Genomic DNA, 15738 nt, shown 5'->3' with positions numbered 1-15738 from the left:
AGCCAGTATGAACTGGCTCCAATTTAGTTTTATATTTTTAATTTGGTCTCCCCCATTCGCAGGGGTTCTTGTTCAGCAATACGACACTACCACAATGAGTAATTTCCTTCAGTTTTAGATTTACTGACCATGTATTTAACTGCCTCGATTACCTCATTCGTGGTGCATTGATCACAGCCTCCGTTTTTTGGATGATCTTTCCCATGAACGGTGTTTTCAATCAATACATCCATATTTTTTGCAATCAATGATTTCCATGTTTCTTGATCACCAATTTTAGGCGCACCTTGTTTTCCATCATTATGACAGGCTGCGCAGTGCTCGTTATAAACGGCTTCCCCACTTGGAGGAGCTTTTGCTGCGCCACCTGACTTCAGGTTTATCAATTGGGTGCGGGTTAATGACTCATTTAATATGTAATCAACAGCAGAAATGATGTCGTTATCAGAGCAGGTCACGCAGGCGCCTTTAATAGGCATCAAATTATACCCATCAATGACATGACGATATAAACCCGTTAACCCACTATTCTTTAAACGCTCGTACCAGCTTGGTGAACTACCCAGCAAAGGAGCACTCATGGCACCGTCTTGATGACAAATGACACACGCCGTGAAATAAACTTGCTTTCCGCGATCCAGCGAGGGGGGCTCATTGGAAGCGGGTAATCCTAAAGGTTCCTCACTTACTACGGTCTTAAGGTATGTAGCTATAGCCATTCTATCGGCATCAGTCAAATACATCAGACTGTTATGATTTACTTCTGCCATAGGACCTGCCACAGGGCCTGCATTATTGAGAAGCTTATTTAATTTGAATACATCTGCGACTTCCTGATGGGTTCCTGACTCCAATCCATACTTGGTGATGTTTGGTGCCCAATATCCATCAATAAATCCACCCGTTAAATAATACTTATTTTTTGGAGCCCCAAATACATTTAATGGGGTATGACACATACTGCAATGTCCTAGACCATCAACTATATATTTTCCACGATTCCACTCAGGGGATCTGCCTTTCTCATATTGAAATCCATGTCCCTCAGGGAAAAAGAATAATAAATTCCAGCCCCAAAGTGTAAAGCGAGAACCTGGAACATTAAAAGGGAAAGGCAATGATTTGTTAGGTAATTTAACCGGAGGCAGACTCATAAAATAAGCGTATAGAGCTCGGGCGTCATCATCTGTTATTTTAGAAAAATAAATATAGGGAAATACTGGGAAATAGTTTCTTCCTTTAGGATCACGACCTTCTTTAAGAGCACGAATAAAATCTTTTTCAGTCCAGTTACCAATACCCGTTTCTTTATCTGGAGTAATATTAGGGCTATAAAATGTCCCGAAAGGAGTATCTATTGGTAATCCACCAGCATATGCAGGTGTGCGAGCATTAACATTGGTATGGCAGGAAATACAATCCCCCATCTTGGCCAAATACTCTCCCCGCTGAATTAAATTCTGTTGTTCACCAGTGGCTGGAGCTGTCGGTGGATAAGCAGGATAATACCCATTAATAATTGATAATTTCTCTTGAGCAGGTTCATTTTCTGCATGTAATAATTGACCTGCCAGGCCAAGCACCGCCACAGTTGCCGTGACGATTAGCTTTCTTAGTAACAAAGAGCCCACGCTCCCTCCTATTTGTTCTTATTTTGTACGCTTCTCTTGCGGAGACAGAATAATCGACGCATTTTATACTCCACATTGCCTAAGTTGCAATGTTATAATCGCTATCTTTGATTATTTTTATATCGTGATTATGTTTGTTTATCTTAATGGTTTACTTTTAGGCTTATCTTTGATTATTGCCTTAGGACCGCAAAACATTTTTTTAATCAAACAAGGTGCACAAAAAAATCACGCAATGCTCTCTGCTGTTATTTGTTTTATCTGTGATTTTATTTTAATTTGCTCCAGTATAACAGGCTTGCATGAATTGCTCCTACTTCGTCCTGTTCTGCAAATCTGGATGATGTTGTTAGGTACTGCTTTTTTACTATTTTATTCCGCAAAAGCACTATCTCGTGCGTTTTCAAAATCAACTGATGCTGAAGAAAATACATCTCATCAACCCCGTAACAGAACTCAAATCATCCTCCTGGCCCTGGGATTTAGCTTACTTAATCCCCATGCCATTATTGATTCTCTGGTGATTATTGGTGGTGGCAGCAGCGGATATCCGGAGCAAGAACATATTTTTCTACTGGGGGTACTTACCTCAAGCTTGATTTGGTTTAGCTCATTAACTTTCACCGCACGATATTTTTCTGATGTCTTGTCAAAAACTAACGTATGGAAAGGGATCGAATTACTCAGTGGTTTATTAATGGCTTTTATAGGCATTAAACTTGGGACGGATTGTTTAAGTTTAATTTCAGAATTAATCGGTACATCGATGTGATAGAAAGGGCCAATCAGTGTGTCGCCAATTGACCCAGTGGAATGACACATAGCAAGTCCAACCTCGCAATGCGAATATCTCATAACCATTTATCCATGTCAACCGAGGAATAAACAACAAAAGCCCTTTCCCATTGTTGTTCAAACCCACTTCAGTTAAACTCAACCTTTTACACAAATTGAGCAGTACATGTTTTACGGCGATACCATCCAAGACACAAGACAAATGTTTTTTTCCAGTTGGGAAAAATACCAACATAAAAAACTATTGTCTCCTTTAGAAAATGAGATTGTTCAAGTAATATTGGCCCATCCTGAATATCATAAGCTCCTCGAAAATCAAGATAAATTCCAGCTACAATCCTATTTCCCCGAGTCAGGGGAACCGAATCCATTCCTCCACATGGGACTTCATCTTGCAATTAGAGAACAAATTGCAACCGATCGTCCTGCGGGCATTCATTTAATCTATAAAAATTTGATCAACAAATACAATGACTCATTAGTAGTAGAACATTTAATGATGGAGCAGTTGGCCGAATACCTGTGGCTCTCACAAAAAAATAATATTCCTCCTGATGAGCATCAGTATCTGCAAACATTAGCTACCCTTTGAAGTATTTTTCAGTGGAAAGGGTAAATAAGACCACTCAGGCAATGAACTTTATCGTGCATCCTATGTATAACTGATATAAAACGTGTGTACTCTATGTTTTAGTTGATCAAATTAAAACCAAAGAGTACACTACCAATTTTCTCTGTTGAGGTTATTTTATGGCTAATATCGTTTTGTTTGATATGGATGACACATTAAGCTCAGAAAACGGATTGGGCGATAATAATAGAGTTTTGTTTTTTCCAGATACAACCAAACAGGTTTTCGAAGATCTGCAAAAACGTGGTGACCACATTATTATTTGCTCTAAATGTGCTACGAAGATAGAAATTCAATCGGCATTAACAAAGGCAAAAATTGATTTTGCAAATATTGAAATTTTAGGTGGACACAAGAAGTCAAAATTAGAAACTGCTAATGAATATAAAGCAAATAAAGGCGCTAAAAACGTTATTATTGTTGAAGACAGTACCTCTATTGATGACAGTTCGGATAGCGTGGTGCATATTCAGGTACCCTATAAAATTGATCACACAGCACCTCCATCAGACGCTTATTTAAAAGTAGCACTACTACCTGAAGAGCGGCTGTTTGCGATAAAGCCTATTGTACACGCAATTAAGCAAAATTCAGATCGTCAGGGTCAAATAAATAGTGAAGCTCTAAGTAATTACTACGAGTCAATAGTCAAGTTAATGGAATATAGAGATAAGCGAGAAAAAGATAGCCGCGGCGAGTTCTATACTTCCTGGGCACGCTGGTTTGGAGGAGAAGCTCGTTCGAAAACAGCAAAACTTAAGGCTGTTGATAGCATTATTAAATCGTTACACGAAGGTACTTTCGACATCAACCATATTCCTCAGGCAGCCAAAAATGGAGAACTAGCTGCTATTGTAAACTCTATTAATATTGCTGAAATTGTCAAGCCTGCAAAATCAGTATCTGCAAACGTGAGCCAATTCTAAAATTGCATTTTGCACTGCATTTTTAAACCTAGTCCTGCCCCTCTCCCGTGAATGGAAGAGGGCTATTTTTTAACAGTCCTTCTTCCCCTAAGGAAGCGATAAAATTTTTAAATAATAGCTCTTCACCCCAATGGGGAGAAAAGCCGTAACTAAAGTGGATTGCTCTCCAAAGTACATGACACCTAAGGAGAGGCTAATAACAAAAGGAGTTTAATTACACCGGAACGATGTAGTAGGCGCTAAACTATTTAGTTTCTCCTGTAAAAGACTTAGATTTTTAGGTACAACGATAAATTGATAGTTATCATTTAGGAACTGCATTGGAGCGAGGTATTGCGCATTATTGCGTTTCTCCACCGTAAATCTATTTTCCGGCCTCATATTTCTAATAACAACAGAATTGACTTCCTGAGGATTCATATCTTCTATAAGCTGAACGTTCATAACCGTATGCAGAAATTCAGGATAAACAACGTCAGTGATAATAAATGTAGATTGCTTGGCCTCTTCATCAATTTTTTCTTCAAATTTAATAAGATTATATTTATTTTGTAATAAGGTTAAACGTCTTCTTAATTCTATTGTTTTAGGATCCGTGGTTATTAAAGAAGCTGTAGTCCGCAAATCCGTTAAGGCCCCATCCTCTCCAGAACGGCTCATTGATTCGCCGATATTAAACCCACCTTCAGTTAAACCCATTAATTGATTGATTTTTATTTTTACATCGGTAATTGCCGAAGAACCGTCCATATTCATCATGGAAATGAGTTCAAGAATTGATTTCATAAATTTTTATCTCGCCTTTGATTAAAAAAGGATTAAAAGAAATAAATTTCGCGCAATAGTATTTAACTTTGACTGAAAAGTGAATGTCGGAACAAAAAATACTCTCAGTTTTTAAATTTGGAGCACGGAATCCTTTCAGCAGGTATTTTATGAAAAAATAATATCCTTTATAAAAATCTTAAGTAATGTTAACTAAGCGAAGACATTAGGACTGTGTATCTCGACTAAAATCAGTTAATATGGAGTATTAAATAACAAATCCGTGTCCTGTATGACTGATCAAGAAAAGAAAACCCATTTTGGTTACTCTACTGTTGCCTGGGATGAGAAAGAAAAGAAAGTAGCCGAAGTTTTTCATTCCGTAGCAAAAAAATATGACTTGATGAATGATTTAATGTCTTTAGGTATTCATCATCTGTGGAAGCGCTACACGGTAGGCCATAGCCAAGTGCGTACCGGACAACTTGTCTTAGATTTAGCCGGAGGCAGTGGCGACTTAACACGGTTATTATGTAAGAAGGTTGGTGATAAAGGTCGAGTTGTTCTCACTGATATAAATTCAGCCATGCTTAATGTAGGACGTGATCGCTTATTAGATGAAGGTTTATATAAGAATATTGATTACGTACAAGGTAATGCGCAATGTCTGCCCTTTGCTGATAACAGTTTTCATTGTATTACTATGGCGTTTGGTTTAAGAAACGTAACCGATAAGGAAGAAGCGCTTCGTTCAATGTATCGTGTGTGCAAACCCGGAGGGAAAGTGATGATTCTTGAATTCTCCACCCCCACATTTCCTGGTTTAAAACCTATTTATGACTGGTATTCGTTTAATATTTTACCTAAAATAGGGGGGCTTATTGCGCAAGATAAAACCAGTTACCAATACCTTGCTGAATCCATACGCATGCATCCCAATCAACTCAAACTAAAAGAAATGATTGAGGATGCAGGATTCGAAGACTGTCACTATGATAATCTCAGTGGTGGTATCGTTGCCTTGCACATTGCCTATAAATATTGAGTGCATTATGTTAAAAAAATACTCCCTAAAGGCTCTTCAAATAGCCATTAACAAAGCGGCCAAACTGGATGAGCAAATGCCAGCCAAGCTGAAAGCGCTTGATAATAAAACCCTTGAAATAATCATAAGCCCTTTAAACGTTAATTTTTTTATACATTTTAAGGATGGCGAAATTGTCTTACTTGATTGCTTCGATAGCAAAGCGGACACAGTTATTCACAGCAACCCTTTAGGATTGATCCGCTTGAGTTTATTACCCGCTTCCAAAGCCCGTTCTTTGTTTAATGATAAAATTCGCATGACTGGAGATACGGAATTAGGACAGCATGTAAAAAAATTGTTTGACGAAATGGATATCGATTGGGAAGGCCATCTGGCTCATTTTACTGGTGATGTAGTGGCTCATCAAATCGGTTCTTTTGTGCGTAAAGGGATGGCATTCAAAAAGAAAGTGGATGATTCCTTTCATCAAAATGTGACGGAATATCTGCAAGAAGAATTACGAGTCATGCCAACGAAATATGAACTGGAAGATTTTTTTGTTGAAGTAGACGAGTTATCTTTAAGTGTCGAGCGTTTGCAAGCTCATGTAAATCAACTAATAAGCCGCTATGAAATCCATTAAAAAACTCATCCGTCTTATTCATATTAACTATGTTCTAGCTAAAAATGGACTAGATAATGTAGTCGTGTCATTGAGATTATTTGCACCGCTACGCTTTATTGTCTATTTAAATCCTTGGAATTGGTTTCGTAAAGAACAATTAACGCATGGAGAAGCACTTCGTAAATCCTTGGAAGTATTAGGGCCTATTTTTATTAAATTCGGTCAAGCGCTTTCGACGCGCCCTGATATTCTGCCCTTGGATATAGCGATTGAACTTAGCAAATTACAAGATAAAGTCCCTCCATTCCCTAGCGAACAAGCCATGGCCATTATTGAAAAAGCTTATGGCATGTCTCCCTATGAGGTTTTTGCTGAATTTGATTCCATACCCTTAGCATCGGCTTCTATGGCGCAAGTGCATGCAGCAACTTTGAAAACAGGCGAGGAAGTGATCGTCAAGGTGCTTAGGCCCAACATGCGACGCATTATTGAGCAAGACTTGAGTATTATGCATACTATTGCAAAATGGGCGGACCGTTATTGGCCAGAGATTAGGCGTTTAAAACCAAAAGAAATTGTAACAGAGTTTGAACATACCTTAATCGATGAGCTCGACTTACTAAGAGAAGCAGCTAATGCAGCTCAATTAAGACGTAATTTTGAGCATTCTCCTATCCTGTATATTCCAGAAGTCTATTGGGATTATTCACGATCTAATGTGATGGTGCTCGAACGAATACATGGCATCCCTGTATCCGATCTCGTAAGCTTACAAGCACATGGGGTTGATATAAAGAAACTGGCGGAGCGGGGTGTAGAAATTTTCTTCACTCAAGTATTTCGTGATTGTTTTTTTCATGCAGACATGCATCCAGGAAATATTTTTGTTTCTTATAAAAATCCCAAAGACCCCCAATATATATGCATCGACTTTGGCATTATGGGGACATTAAATGACAATGACAAACGGTATTTAGCAGAAAATCTATTGGCCTTTTTTAATCGGGATTACCGGCGTGTTGCGGAGTTACACGTTGAATCTGGTTGGGTTGCACGTGATACCCGTGTAGATGAATTTGAAAGCGGTATTCGTACGGTATGTGAACCTATCTTTGAAAAACCTTTAAAAGATATTTCCTTTGCACAAGTAGTATTGCGTCTTTTTCAGGTTGCTCGACGTTTTCATATGGAAGTACAACCACAACTTATTTTATTACAAAAAACGCTCCTTGCTGTAGAAGGCTTAGGACGTCAACTCTATCCAGACTTGGATTTATGGGCTACAGCCAAACCTTTTCTTGAAAAGTGGGTTAGAGATCAAATAGGTCCTAAAGCTTTTTTCACCCAATTAAAACGAAATTTACCTTTTCTTGCGGAACAATTGCCCCATATGCCAAAACTGCTCTTTGATTTTCTAGAGCTTAAAAAAGAAGAATTAATAATAAATAAAGAGCGCGCTAATGCTCAGCCTGAAAATGAAAAACCAGCAGTCCATTGGAATAGTATTGCGATCGGCGCGGGACTTTCGTTCCTGTTAGTGTGCCTGCTTGACTATGCGCATCTTATCCATCACAAACAACTCACCCCGCTTGCCCTTTCAGGAGCAATTCTGGCAGGGTTGTTTGTACTTATTAACCCTAATACGAGGAATTAAACATGGGACTAAGTGGAATCAGCCCTCTTTCTTTATTGTTAATTTTAGTCATTATTCTAGCTCTTTTTGGTACTTCCAAATTAAAAACTATAGGTACCGATCTTGGCGAGGCCATTAAAAATTTCCGTAAGGCCTTGAATGAAAATCAAGCTGATGAGCACCCAAAAAAGGATAACAAACCTCTATGAGTAGTGGCGAACTTTTGGTTATTTTTATTGTTGCCCTCATTGTATTTGGCCCCAAAAAACTCCCTATGTTGGCAACCCATTTAGGATTATTGGTAAAAGCATTGAACAGAATAAGAGCACAAGCTGCTGTGCTCTGGCAACAGCAACTAAATGCCCTGCAATTGCAAGAAAATCAACGTAAGGCAAAAGAAGCAGACGATCAATATAAAAAAGAGCAAGTGTCCTAAATTTTATCTTATTGTAACTTAGCCCCCTTACTCTGTTCAGGTTCATCTTTTGCGGGCAGTTTAAAACCATCTAAGTCAGGAAGGTCCTTCATCGCCTCTTTACTTGGGAGCAAAGAACCACCTTCATAGGCTTTAGGGCCCTCTTTAGTCGTTTGATAAAGCTTGCCATCACCATTAGAATAGGCAATCACTTTATTGGTTTCTGCATCGACCATAATAAAACTTTTTCCTTCTTTTGCCTGCTTTTGGAAGAACGACGCCATGTCCTCCTCTGATTTAAAAGTTAAAGACAATCCGCCATTCTCATCCTTCTTAGGAGGATGATCTTTAAACCATTTCGCCCCACAATGTTCCTTATAGGCTGCAAGGAAAGCTTCTACCTGTTCGCTTTGAATGCGAATACTTTTCTTTTTGCTCTCCTCCTCTTCAGCTGGTAGTAAACTGTCCACTTGCGAGGTGTGTTTCGGTGGACCTAATGGAATCTCTTCCTCATCTTTTGATTGAGACATATATATTTCCTCTAAAAGTGTAGGCTTTTTTGAAAACTTATATTGTATAAGTATAATTCAACTTTTACGCTTCCACTTTATTTCCATAGAATTTGTTATTGGCTTCAACCTTAAAATTAAGTAATTTCATGATTAGGCCGAGCTACTCCTTACTTTATTGTTCAAAACTTGCTATATTTTTATTATTTAAATCCTGCCAAAGTTGTTCGGCTACCGGTCCTCTGGCTGGTTTTTGTAAACGAATCGCGCCTAAAGTAACTAACCGTTTATCGAAATGATTCCCTTGCAAGCTCTGTAACCTACCATCCGCTAGCTCCTGGCTAATCATATGCAAGGGCAATCTTCCCCAACCCAGACCTGCAACAATTATATCTTTCTTCACCATTACATCGCTCACAGTCCATCGATGTCCATGTTCTATGACACCGAAGGAAAAATCAGATTGCGAGGAATCACGGAGGATCACTTGCATGCATTCAGAAAGCGTATCCAAATCACCTAATTGGGTACCGTAATATTGAATAAATTCGGGGGATGCAACAGCGACTAGAAACTCAGACCGAAGCGGGATGACCTCGACAGCCTTTTTAGTAATTAAATTTTCGCTAATAATCAGGTCTGCCTGATTTCGCAATAATCGTTCACACGCCCCTCCAATTGATTCGGAAAGAAAATGAAATTGGGTATTAGGAAACGTATAAATCCAATGTTTTAACAGAGGTTTCAAAGTCGACAGAGGAAAAAAGACATCGATGGCAATCGTGATATCACTTTCAGCTTCAGATTGCAGTAGTTCTGCAAATTGACTAATGTTTTTCCAGTGCCCAATTAAAGACTGAGCTCGACGATAGAGTTTTTCGCCTTCTATTGTGAGAACCGGTCGATAATGACTGCGATCAAACAATACCAAATTTAATTGCTCTTCTAATTTTTTTATTGATGTAGTAATTGCAGGCTGACTTTTAAATAAGATCCGTGCTGCCGCATTGAATCCACCGCACTCGACTACTACTACAAAAACTCGTAAAGCATCAAAATCAATGTCCATAATTTTTTTCTATTAAGTTTATTAAAACTTAATATTATCAACTTATAAAGATTTTATCTAATCTGTTTACTCCACATACGGGAAACAGCAAGAGGGACAATATATGCCAATAAATAACATTCAAGACATAACAACTGCGCTATTAAAGGTATTGTTTAATCAACGACGAGTTAGTGAGTTTGCCGAGACAAAGTGTAATGGAATTTTATGCCCAGAATGCATTGGCCATCCGCAAGATAAAATTCACCATGCTATCAAGGAACAACGCGCCCTAACGTTCATTCTTCCTGCCTTCCCTGCAAAATCAGCCAATAGACAAAAAACCCTTTCCGAAAAACCGGATCGAGGTGAAATCATTGGCTTGAGTAATTTGAATCGACTCTGCCAAACCCTGGAAGAAATTTATCCTGTAGGTATTAAATTAATCATTTGTTCTGACGGTCGCGTCTTTAATGATTTAGTTTTGGTGAGTGATGATCATGTAGATGTATATCAAAAAGGAATTCAACAAATTATCAAAGAATACCAATTAACTCATTTATCTACATTTGCGCTTGATGAGGTCTATCCCTGCCATAACTATCAGATTATGCGGGAGTTATTAATGGCCGAGTTTGGTCAATCTTTAGATGAATTAAAACAACATGTAGCAACCGATCCGCACGCTCGCTATCAATTTAACGGGATTCACCGTTTTATTGTTGAGGATCAATTCGCTTTAAAACCTGGACAAACAAAAAACAAAACACGCCAGCAAGCCAAACAAATTGCTTATGAAGTAATCCGTCGCTCGAATGCGTGGTCGCGATTATTAACAAATTATTTTCCACAATCCGTGCGATTGTCGATTCATCCCCAGCCTTGTGGCTCAGAGAAAATAGGAGTTCACTTACTACCTACATCAAATCGTTGGAGTACCCCTTGGCATAATGTTCTACTTAAAAAAGGCAAAAGATGGCAACTCATAAAAAGGCAAGAAGCTGAGCAATTGGGAGCACGATTAAATAAAGATCATTATGTATTGGAGGCCTACTCATGAACCAACAACAGCGATTTTGCCCTCATCTAATTCAAGCGGATCATGGTCGTAAGCTGACCGATTTATCATTGGAAATGCTCCTAAAGCAAACGACTCAACATAAGATTGTGCTTCTACGAGGCTTTAATCTTCTGCAACGGGATGATTTGCTCCAATATTGTCAAAAGCAAGCCCAGTTACTTTCTTGGGATTTTGGTCCGGTAATGGAAATGAAAGTAGATCAAAAGCCCAAAAACTATCTCTTTACGGAAGGAGATGTCCCATTGCATTGGGATGGAGCTTTTCATCAAGAACCTCGTTTTTTGCTCTTTCATTGTTTGCAGGCACCCAATGCAGAGAGTGGTGGGGAAACTCTATTTGTTAACACAGAAATGGTTTGGCATACTGCAAGCGATGCACAAAAAAAAGAGTGGCAACAGTATGCGCTCGTATTTCATACCGAAAAACTAGCACATTATGGGGGCACCATTACTCGTAATTTAATCAATAAACATCCAGAAACTCAACAGGTTATCTTAAGATTTGCTGAACCTGTAGGTGAAGACTATTTAAATCCAGTACACGTTAAAATAATAGGTAAAAATGAGGATGAATCGCAATCCATTTTATCTTCTTTAAGTCAAAGGATGCGGATGCCTGAACATATGTATCAACATCAATGGCAACAAGGTGATTTTCTGCTTGCCGACAATTTTTCACTCCTGCATGGTCGTAACGCTTTTCATCGACATAGCCCAAGACATTTAAGAAGGATCCAAATATTATGAAACCCTATACTTTAATGCAGTTAAAGCAAACCACCAGCCCAGAACAATTCAGCAATCATTTGCGAGAAATGGGCGAATTGTTTTGGTGGGAAGCCGGTAAATTTTTTGTAGTTACTTCCTATAAATTAGCCAAACAAGTCCTCACAAGTGAGGATTTTACTTGTGATCGCACCCCTTTTTTTATAACACGCATGCCCGAGATGAATTTGTCATTAATTACTGATTTTTTTAAAGTGGTCAGTAAAATGATGGTGATGAGTGATGCTCCAGAACACACTGATCGCCGGCGGATTTGTTATCATGGCTTTAGTAACAACTGTCTGGAACAATTGAAACCCTTAATTCAGCAGACTATAACAAATTGTTTGGCAGAGTATACTGCAGATAAACCTTTTGATTTTGTTACTCAACTGGCCCAACACATCCCTTCGGTGACACTTGCAGAGTTGTTCGCAATTCCAGATAGTGAACGTCTTGATTTTTATCATTGGTCTAATAATATGACGCAATTTTTTGGTGGCTCAACCAGTTATAAAGATCAGGATGGAATTCAGGTCAATCAAAGTGCCAAACAACTCTATAGTTATTTTTCAAATTTAATTGTCCATCGTCGAAAAAAACCAGGATCCGATTTTTTAAGTATCTTGTTGGAGCATCAAGCCCATTTTGGCTTAACCGATGATGAAATTATCTCTCAAGCAATTATGATGTTAGTTGCAGGTCAAGTCACAACCACTGATCAGCTGTGCAATAATTTATTTATTTTGTTAAATCAACCAGGACTTTGGCAACAAGTAAGAGATAATTGTCATCTACTTGATAGATATATTGAAGAATGCAACCGGCTTGATCCCGCAGTAACGTTTATTTTCCGAGTCACTAAAAATGAAACGATGATAGGAAATAAATTGATTGAAAAAGGCAAGGTGATTTTCATATCGACACATGCCATTAATCGTGATCCCCATTATTTTGACGACCCAGATGCCATCAATCCTAATAATAAACACCCCCAACATTTCAGTTATGGTTATGGCAGTCATTTTTGTCTGGGTGCAAAATTGGCACGCATCGAGATGCACAGCATTTTTAAAGCTCTATTGAACCAGTTTCCTGGGTTACGTCTTGATACCAGTAACCCCGCGCAAAGGAAACATCACAGTTTATCTTTTTCTGGTTTCGAACATCTATATTTAAATGCCCTTTAAGATGCTTATAATAGGTTTATAAAATTGTGGCCTAATGAGAAGGCACCAGTCGTTACCCTCGCAATGACTTAGGTTTTACTGTGCCTTAACTTAGGTTACAAAATTTATGATCTTAGAGAGACGCAACTCATGAGCGATCAAAAAAACCTATCAAAGGATGCCGCGCTTAAATTCATCATTCTCACCGGTATTGTGAGTCTTTTTGCGGATATGACCTATGAAGGTGCACGCAGTATCACTGGACCGTATTTGGCGTTATTAGGAGCCAATGCCGCTGTTGTGGGTTTTGTATCTGGTTTTGGAGAATTATTAGGTTATACACTACGTCTGGTATCCGGCTATCTTGTGGATCGTACTCATAGATATTGGACGCTCACTATTTTTGGTTATACCTGTAATTTATTAGCAGTTCCCTTATTAGCCATCGCGGAACAATGGTGGGCTGCTGCTACCCTCATTATTACAGAGCGAGTAGGAAAAGGGATTCGTACACCTGCGCGAGATGCCATGCTTGCTCATGCAGGACACCAAAAAGGAATGGGTTGGGCTTTTGGTTTACATGAAGCAATGGATCAAACCGGGGCGATGATAGGTCCTTTGATTGTGGCTCTCGCACTTTATTTTAAAGTGGAATATCGCTATTGTTTCGCGTTGCTTTTAATTCCTGCATTATTTGCTTTAGGCACTTTATTCTTGTCACGTTGGCTCTATCCTCGCCCCCAAGACTTAGAAGTACATCATGATACCCTGGAAATTAGCGGTATGAGCATGAATACAGCTTTTTGGCTGTACTTATCAGGAGCAGCACTCATTGCAGCTGGCTATGCCGATTTCCCATTAATTGCTTATCACTTTCAAAAAGAAGATATTTTATCTCCACTTTGGATCCCCATTTCTTATGCCCTAGCCAAAGGATTCAATATAGCAAGTGCCCCATTTCTCGGATATCTTTATGACCGACATGGTTTTATTATTCTCGTCCTTGTCTCCTTGATATCCTGTTTTTTTGCCCCTTTAGTCTTTTTTGGTACTTCCACTCTGGCTATATTAGGAGTAATTTTATGGAGTATTGGGGTTTGTGCTCATGAGTCACTGATGCGCGCCATCATAGCCGGTATGATACCTAAAGAAAAACGCGGCTCAGCATATGGAATTTTCAATACAGGTTTTGGAGTATCTTGGTTTTTGGGTAGTGTTTTAATGGGCGTTCTCTATGATACGTCCATTCTCGCTTTAGTTATTTTTTCCATTTCCATCCAATTACTTGCATTTCCTTTCATGGGTATAGTCATGAAAAAACTGAAATAAATAAAAACTCTATTTTTGTGCGGCTAATTTTTGCAAGTGTTCGTCTGATAAGCGAAATTGCAACAAATCCGTACGCCGATGAGCCCCTATAAATTCGTAAAATTCAATAGCTTTTTTATTCCAGGTAAATGCATGCCCTTCCATGCGACAGCATCCCTTTTCAATTGCCAACTGTGCAAGATTAGATAACAAGGCCGTGCCCAAACCATGATTACGATAAAGTTCATCTACAAACAACTCTTCAATGTAAAGAACTGGCGCTCCTGCCGGGGCAGAATAAGAGAAAAAAAATAAAGCATACCCAGCTGGTTTTTTCTTGTACTCAGCTAATAATACATTAAAAAATTTAGTTCGACCAAAACCATGAGACTCAATTTTATCCAGGGTCAAATTAATTTCTTCAGGTTTCTTTTTTTCATATTCAGCGAGTTTCTTGATTAAACCAAAAATTTCTTCTTTATCTTTTTTCTTAGCAATCCGAAAAGTAAATTCCATATTTGTACCTCCACACCCTACGCTCTAATCAAACCGATTTACTGGTTGATGACAATACGGTGCTTTCTGATGTTTGGCATAATAATCTTGATGGTACTCTTCTGCCGGCCAAAATGTTTGCACAGGAAAAAGTCGAGTCGCAACCGTAAAGCCTTTTTTTTGTAACATTTGGATTAACGTTTCTGCTTCTGTTAATTGTTCCTGATCATAATAAAATACTGCACTTTGATACTGCTGACCTATATCAGGACCTTGACCTGATTTCTGCGTGGGATCATGGATTTCAAAAAATCGCTTTAAAACGTGGTGATAATCAGTCTTAGCTTTATCATAAATAACACGTACTGCTTCATAATGCCCAGTATTTCCCTGACAAACTTGGTCATAACTTGGTTCTAAAGTAACGCCCCCTGTATAACCCACTTCAACACGCAGAACTCCGGGAATTTGTTTTAAAAAATGATCAACTCCCCAAAAACATCCGCCAGCCATTATCGCTTCTTCCGTATCTAATACCTGACTGTCCGCAACGAAATCAATAGAAGCGGAGTTGACACAATGGCGTAAGTTGTTTTGGGTGAAGTATTCTCCCGTAAAGACATGCCCTAAATGTGCATCGCAGCGCGAGCAAAGGATTTCCATGCGTTGACCATCAGGATCGGGTAGCTGTTTGACCGCATGAACAATATTATCATCAAAACTTGGCCAGCCACACCCCGAGCTGAATTGGCTTGAGCCGCGAAATAAGGCTAAACCACAACGTTTACATAAATAAGTGCCATTAGTCATAACATAATTATATGCCCCAGTGTGAGGATATTCTGTGGCTTTTTCACAGATTATCCTTTTAGCTAACGGGGTTAAACTGGCTGTTTTATCAAGATAATCATCCATC

At 38.8% G+C, this 15738-nt stretch carries 18 protein-coding genes; 12 read left to right on the top strand and 6 right to left on the bottom strand.

Annotated elements, in window-relative coordinates; translation table 11 throughout:
* Nucleotides 1-86: 86 nt before the first annotated feature.
* On the bottom strand, nt 87-1631 hold the full coding sequence (locus ACWTE2_RS07880; RefSeq protein WP_454784899.1) for a c-type cytochrome: 1545 nt from the start codon (nt 1629-1631) through the stop codon (nt 87-89).
* 130 nt (nt 1632-1761) lie between these two features.
* Between ACWTE2_RS07880 and ACWTE2_RS07875 the strand changes: the two genes are divergently transcribed.
* From ACWTE2_RS07875 to ACWTE2_RS07865, 3 genes are all read left to right on the top strand, one after another.
* Nucleotides 1762-2403: a LysE/ArgO family amino acid transporter gene (locus ACWTE2_RS07875; RefSeq protein ID WP_454784898.1), complete on the top strand. Its 642-nt coding sequence runs from the start codon at nt 1762-1764 to the stop codon at nt 2401-2403.
* A 189-nt stretch (nt 2404-2592) separates the two neighbouring features.
* Nucleotides 2593-3018 carry a DUF1841 family protein gene (locus tag ACWTE2_RS07870; protein ID WP_454784897.1) on the top strand — a complete coding sequence of 142 codons (426 nt, stop codon included), beginning with the start codon at nt 2593-2595 and terminating at the stop codon, nt 3016-3018.
* A 158-nt stretch (nt 3019-3176) separates the two neighbouring features.
* Nucleotides 3177-3983, top strand: coding sequence for an HAD family hydrolase (locus tag ACWTE2_RS07865; protein WP_454784896.1), 807 nt, complete (start codon nt 3177-3179; stop codon nt 3981-3983).
* Nucleotides 3984-4193: 210 nt separating this feature from the next.
* On the opposite strand, the gene ACWTE2_RS07860 is transcribed toward ACWTE2_RS07865, so the two are convergent.
* Nucleotides 4194-4769 (bottom strand): hypothetical protein, encoded by a 576-nt coding sequence (locus tag ACWTE2_RS07860; protein ID WP_454784895.1) that lies wholly within the window; start codon nt 4767-4769, stop codon nt 4194-4196.
* Nucleotides 4770-5040: 271 nt separating this feature from the next.
* On the opposite strand from ACWTE2_RS07860, the gene ubiE reads away from it, so the two are divergent.
* Genes ubiE through ACWTE2_RS07835 form a run of 5 tightly spaced genes read left to right on the top strand, consistent with a single transcriptional unit; the run spans nt 5041 to nt 8469 of the window.
* The gene (ubiE, locus tag ACWTE2_RS07855; protein WP_454784894.1) at nt 5041-5793 is read left to right on the top strand and encodes a bifunctional demethylmenaquinone methyltransferase/2-methoxy-6-polyprenyl-1,4-benzoquinol methylase UbiE; all 753 of its coding nucleotides are present in this window, start codon (nt 5041-5043) and stop codon (nt 5791-5793) included.
* A 7-nt stretch (nt 5794-5800) separates the two neighbouring features.
* Nucleotides 5801-6418, top strand: a complete 618-nt coding sequence (locus ACWTE2_RS07850; protein ID WP_182392205.1) for a ubiquinone biosynthesis accessory factor UbiJ — start codon at nt 5801-5803, stop codon at nt 6416-6418.
* Complete coding sequence (ubiB, locus tag ACWTE2_RS07845) at nt 6405-8054, top strand: ubiquinone biosynthesis regulatory protein kinase UbiB (protein ID WP_454784893.1); 1650 nt, start codon at nt 6405-6407, stop codon at nt 8052-8054. The genes ACWTE2_RS07850 and ubiB overlap by 14 nt, the downstream gene beginning before the upstream one ends.
* 2 nt (nt 8055-8056) lie before the next feature.
* Nucleotides 8057-8242: a twin-arginine translocase TatA/TatE family subunit gene (tatA, locus tag ACWTE2_RS07840; protein ID WP_182392203.1), complete on the top strand. Its 186-nt coding sequence runs from the start codon at nt 8057-8059 to the stop codon at nt 8240-8242.
* The gene (locus tag ACWTE2_RS07835) at nt 8239-8469 is read left to right on the top strand and encodes a Sec-independent protein translocase subunit TatA/TatB (protein ID WP_454784892.1); all 231 of its coding nucleotides are present in this window, start codon (nt 8239-8241) and stop codon (nt 8467-8469) included. The genes tatA and ACWTE2_RS07835 overlap by 4 nt, the downstream gene beginning before the upstream one ends.
* A gap of 8 nt (nt 8470-8477) precedes the next feature.
* On the opposite strand, the gene ACWTE2_RS07830 is transcribed toward ACWTE2_RS07835, so the two are convergent.
* Entirely contained in the window at nt 8478-8978 is a 501-nt protein-coding gene (locus ACWTE2_RS07830) for a hypothetical protein (RefSeq protein ID WP_454784891.1), read from the bottom strand.
* Between the two features lie 154 nt (nt 8979-9132).
* A complete protein-coding gene (locus ACWTE2_RS07825; RefSeq protein ID WP_454784890.1) occupies nt 9133-10026 on the bottom strand; it encodes a LysR family transcriptional regulator in 894 nt (297 codons plus the stop codon).
* 103 nt (nt 10027-10129) lie between these two features.
* On the opposite strand from ACWTE2_RS07825, the gene ACWTE2_RS07820 reads away from it, so the two are divergent.
* The 4 genes from ACWTE2_RS07820 (at nt 10130) to ACWTE2_RS07805 (ending at nt 14348) form a co-directional block, all read left to right on the top strand.
* Complete coding sequence (locus ACWTE2_RS07820) at nt 10130-11065, top strand: L-tyrosine/L-tryptophan isonitrile synthase family protein (protein WP_454784889.1); 936 nt, start codon at nt 10130-10132, stop codon at nt 11063-11065.
* Nucleotides 11062-11832 (top strand): TauD/TfdA dioxygenase family protein, encoded by a 771-nt coding sequence (locus ACWTE2_RS07815; RefSeq protein ID WP_454784888.1) that lies wholly within the window; start codon nt 11062-11064, stop codon nt 11830-11832. The genes ACWTE2_RS07820 and ACWTE2_RS07815 overlap by 4 nt, the downstream gene beginning before the upstream one ends.
* Nucleotides 11829-13040, top strand: coding sequence for a cytochrome P450 (locus tag ACWTE2_RS07810; RefSeq protein ID WP_454784887.1), 1212 nt, complete (start codon nt 11829-11831; stop codon nt 13038-13040). Before ACWTE2_RS07815 ends, ACWTE2_RS07810 begins: the two co-directional genes overlap by 4 nt.
* Before the next feature lie 129 nt (nt 13041-13169).
* The gene (locus ACWTE2_RS07805) at nt 13170-14348 is read left to right on the top strand and encodes an MFS transporter (RefSeq protein ID WP_454784886.1); all 1179 of its coding nucleotides are present in this window, start codon (nt 13170-13172) and stop codon (nt 14346-14348) included.
* Nucleotides 14349-14357: 9 nt separating this feature from the next.
* Here ACWTE2_RS07805 and ACWTE2_RS07800 read toward each other — a convergent pair whose 3' ends face one another.
* Both ACWTE2_RS07800 and ACWTE2_RS07795 read right to left on the bottom strand, forming a co-directional pair.
* Complete coding sequence (locus ACWTE2_RS07800) at nt 14358-14843, bottom strand: GNAT family N-acetyltransferase (protein WP_454784885.1); 486 nt, start codon at nt 14841-14843, stop codon at nt 14358-14360.
* A 24-nt stretch (nt 14844-14867) separates the two neighbouring features.
* Nucleotides 14868-15737 (bottom strand): bifunctional methionine sulfoxide reductase B/A protein, encoded by an 870-nt coding sequence (locus ACWTE2_RS07795; RefSeq protein WP_454785027.1) that lies wholly within the window; start codon nt 15735-15737, stop codon nt 14868-14870.
* Nucleotide 15738 lies beyond the last annotated feature (1 nt).

Source organism: Legionella nigrisilvae (assembly GCF_977063395.2).
Note: the sequence above shows the minus strand (reverse complement) of the source record. Positions and strands in the feature narration are given on the sequence as shown.

What these genes read in the sequence shown, in the direction of transcription:
- ACWTE2_RS07810 (WP_454784887.1), top strand. Translation starts at nt 11,829, where the DNA reads ATGAAACCCTATACTTTAATGCAGTTAAAGCAAACCACCAGCCCAGAA.
- ubiB (WP_454784893.1), top strand. Translation starts at nt 6,405, where the DNA reads ATGAAATCCATTAAAAAACTCATCCGTCTTATTCATATTAACTATGTT.
- ACWTE2_RS07815 (WP_454784888.1), top strand. Translation starts at nt 11,062, where the DNA reads ATGAACCAACAACAGCGATTTTGCCCTCATCTAATTCAAGCGGATCAT.
- ACWTE2_RS07805 (WP_454784886.1), top strand. Translation starts at nt 13,170, where the DNA reads ATGAGCGATCAAAAAAACCTATCAAAGGATGCCGCGCTTAAATTCATC.
- ACWTE2_RS07865 (WP_454784896.1), top strand. Translation starts at nt 3,177, where the DNA reads ATGGCTAATATCGTTTTGTTTGATATGGATGACACATTAAGCTCAGAA.
- tatA (WP_182392203.1), top strand. Translation starts at nt 8,057, where the DNA reads ATGGGACTAAGTGGAATCAGCCCTCTTTCTTTATTGTTAATTTTAGTC.
- ACWTE2_RS07820 (WP_454784889.1), top strand. Translation starts at nt 10,130, where the DNA reads ATGCCAATAAATAACATTCAAGACATAACAACTGCGCTATTAAAGGTA.
- ACWTE2_RS07860 (WP_454784895.1), bottom strand. Translation starts at nt 4,769, where the DNA reads ATGAAATCAATTCTTGAACTCATTTCCATGATGAATATGGACGGTTCT.
- ACWTE2_RS07870 (WP_454784897.1), top strand. Translation starts at nt 2,593, where the DNA reads ATGTTTTACGGCGATACCATCCAAGACACAAGACAAATGTTTTTTTCC.
- ACWTE2_RS07875 (WP_454784898.1), top strand. Translation starts at nt 1,762, where the DNA reads ATGTTTGTTTATCTTAATGGTTTACTTTTAGGCTTATCTTTGATTATT.
- ACWTE2_RS07835 (WP_454784892.1), top strand. Translation starts at nt 8,239, where the DNA reads ATGAGTAGTGGCGAACTTTTGGTTATTTTTATTGTTGCCCTCATTGTA.
- ACWTE2_RS07850 (WP_182392205.1), top strand. Translation starts at nt 5,801, where the DNA reads ATGTTAAAAAAATACTCCCTAAAGGCTCTTCAAATAGCCATTAACAAA.
- ACWTE2_RS07825 (WP_454784890.1), bottom strand. Translation starts at nt 10,026, where the DNA reads ATGGACATTGATTTTGATGCTTTACGAGTTTTTGTAGTAGTAGTCGAG.
- ACWTE2_RS07795 (WP_454785027.1), bottom strand. Translation starts at nt 15,737, where the DNA reads ATGGATGATTATCTTGATAAAACAGCCAGTTTAACCCCGTTAGCTAAA.
- ACWTE2_RS07800 (WP_454784885.1), bottom strand. Translation starts at nt 14,843, where the DNA reads ATGGAATTTACTTTTCGGATTGCTAAGAAAAAAGATAAAGAAGAAATT.
- ubiE (WP_454784894.1), top strand. Translation starts at nt 5,041, where the DNA reads ATGACTGATCAAGAAAAGAAAACCCATTTTGGTTACTCTACTGTTGCC.
- ACWTE2_RS07830 (WP_454784891.1), bottom strand. Translation starts at nt 8,978, where the DNA reads ATGTCTCAATCAAAAGATGAGGAAGAGATTCCATTAGGTCCACCGAAA.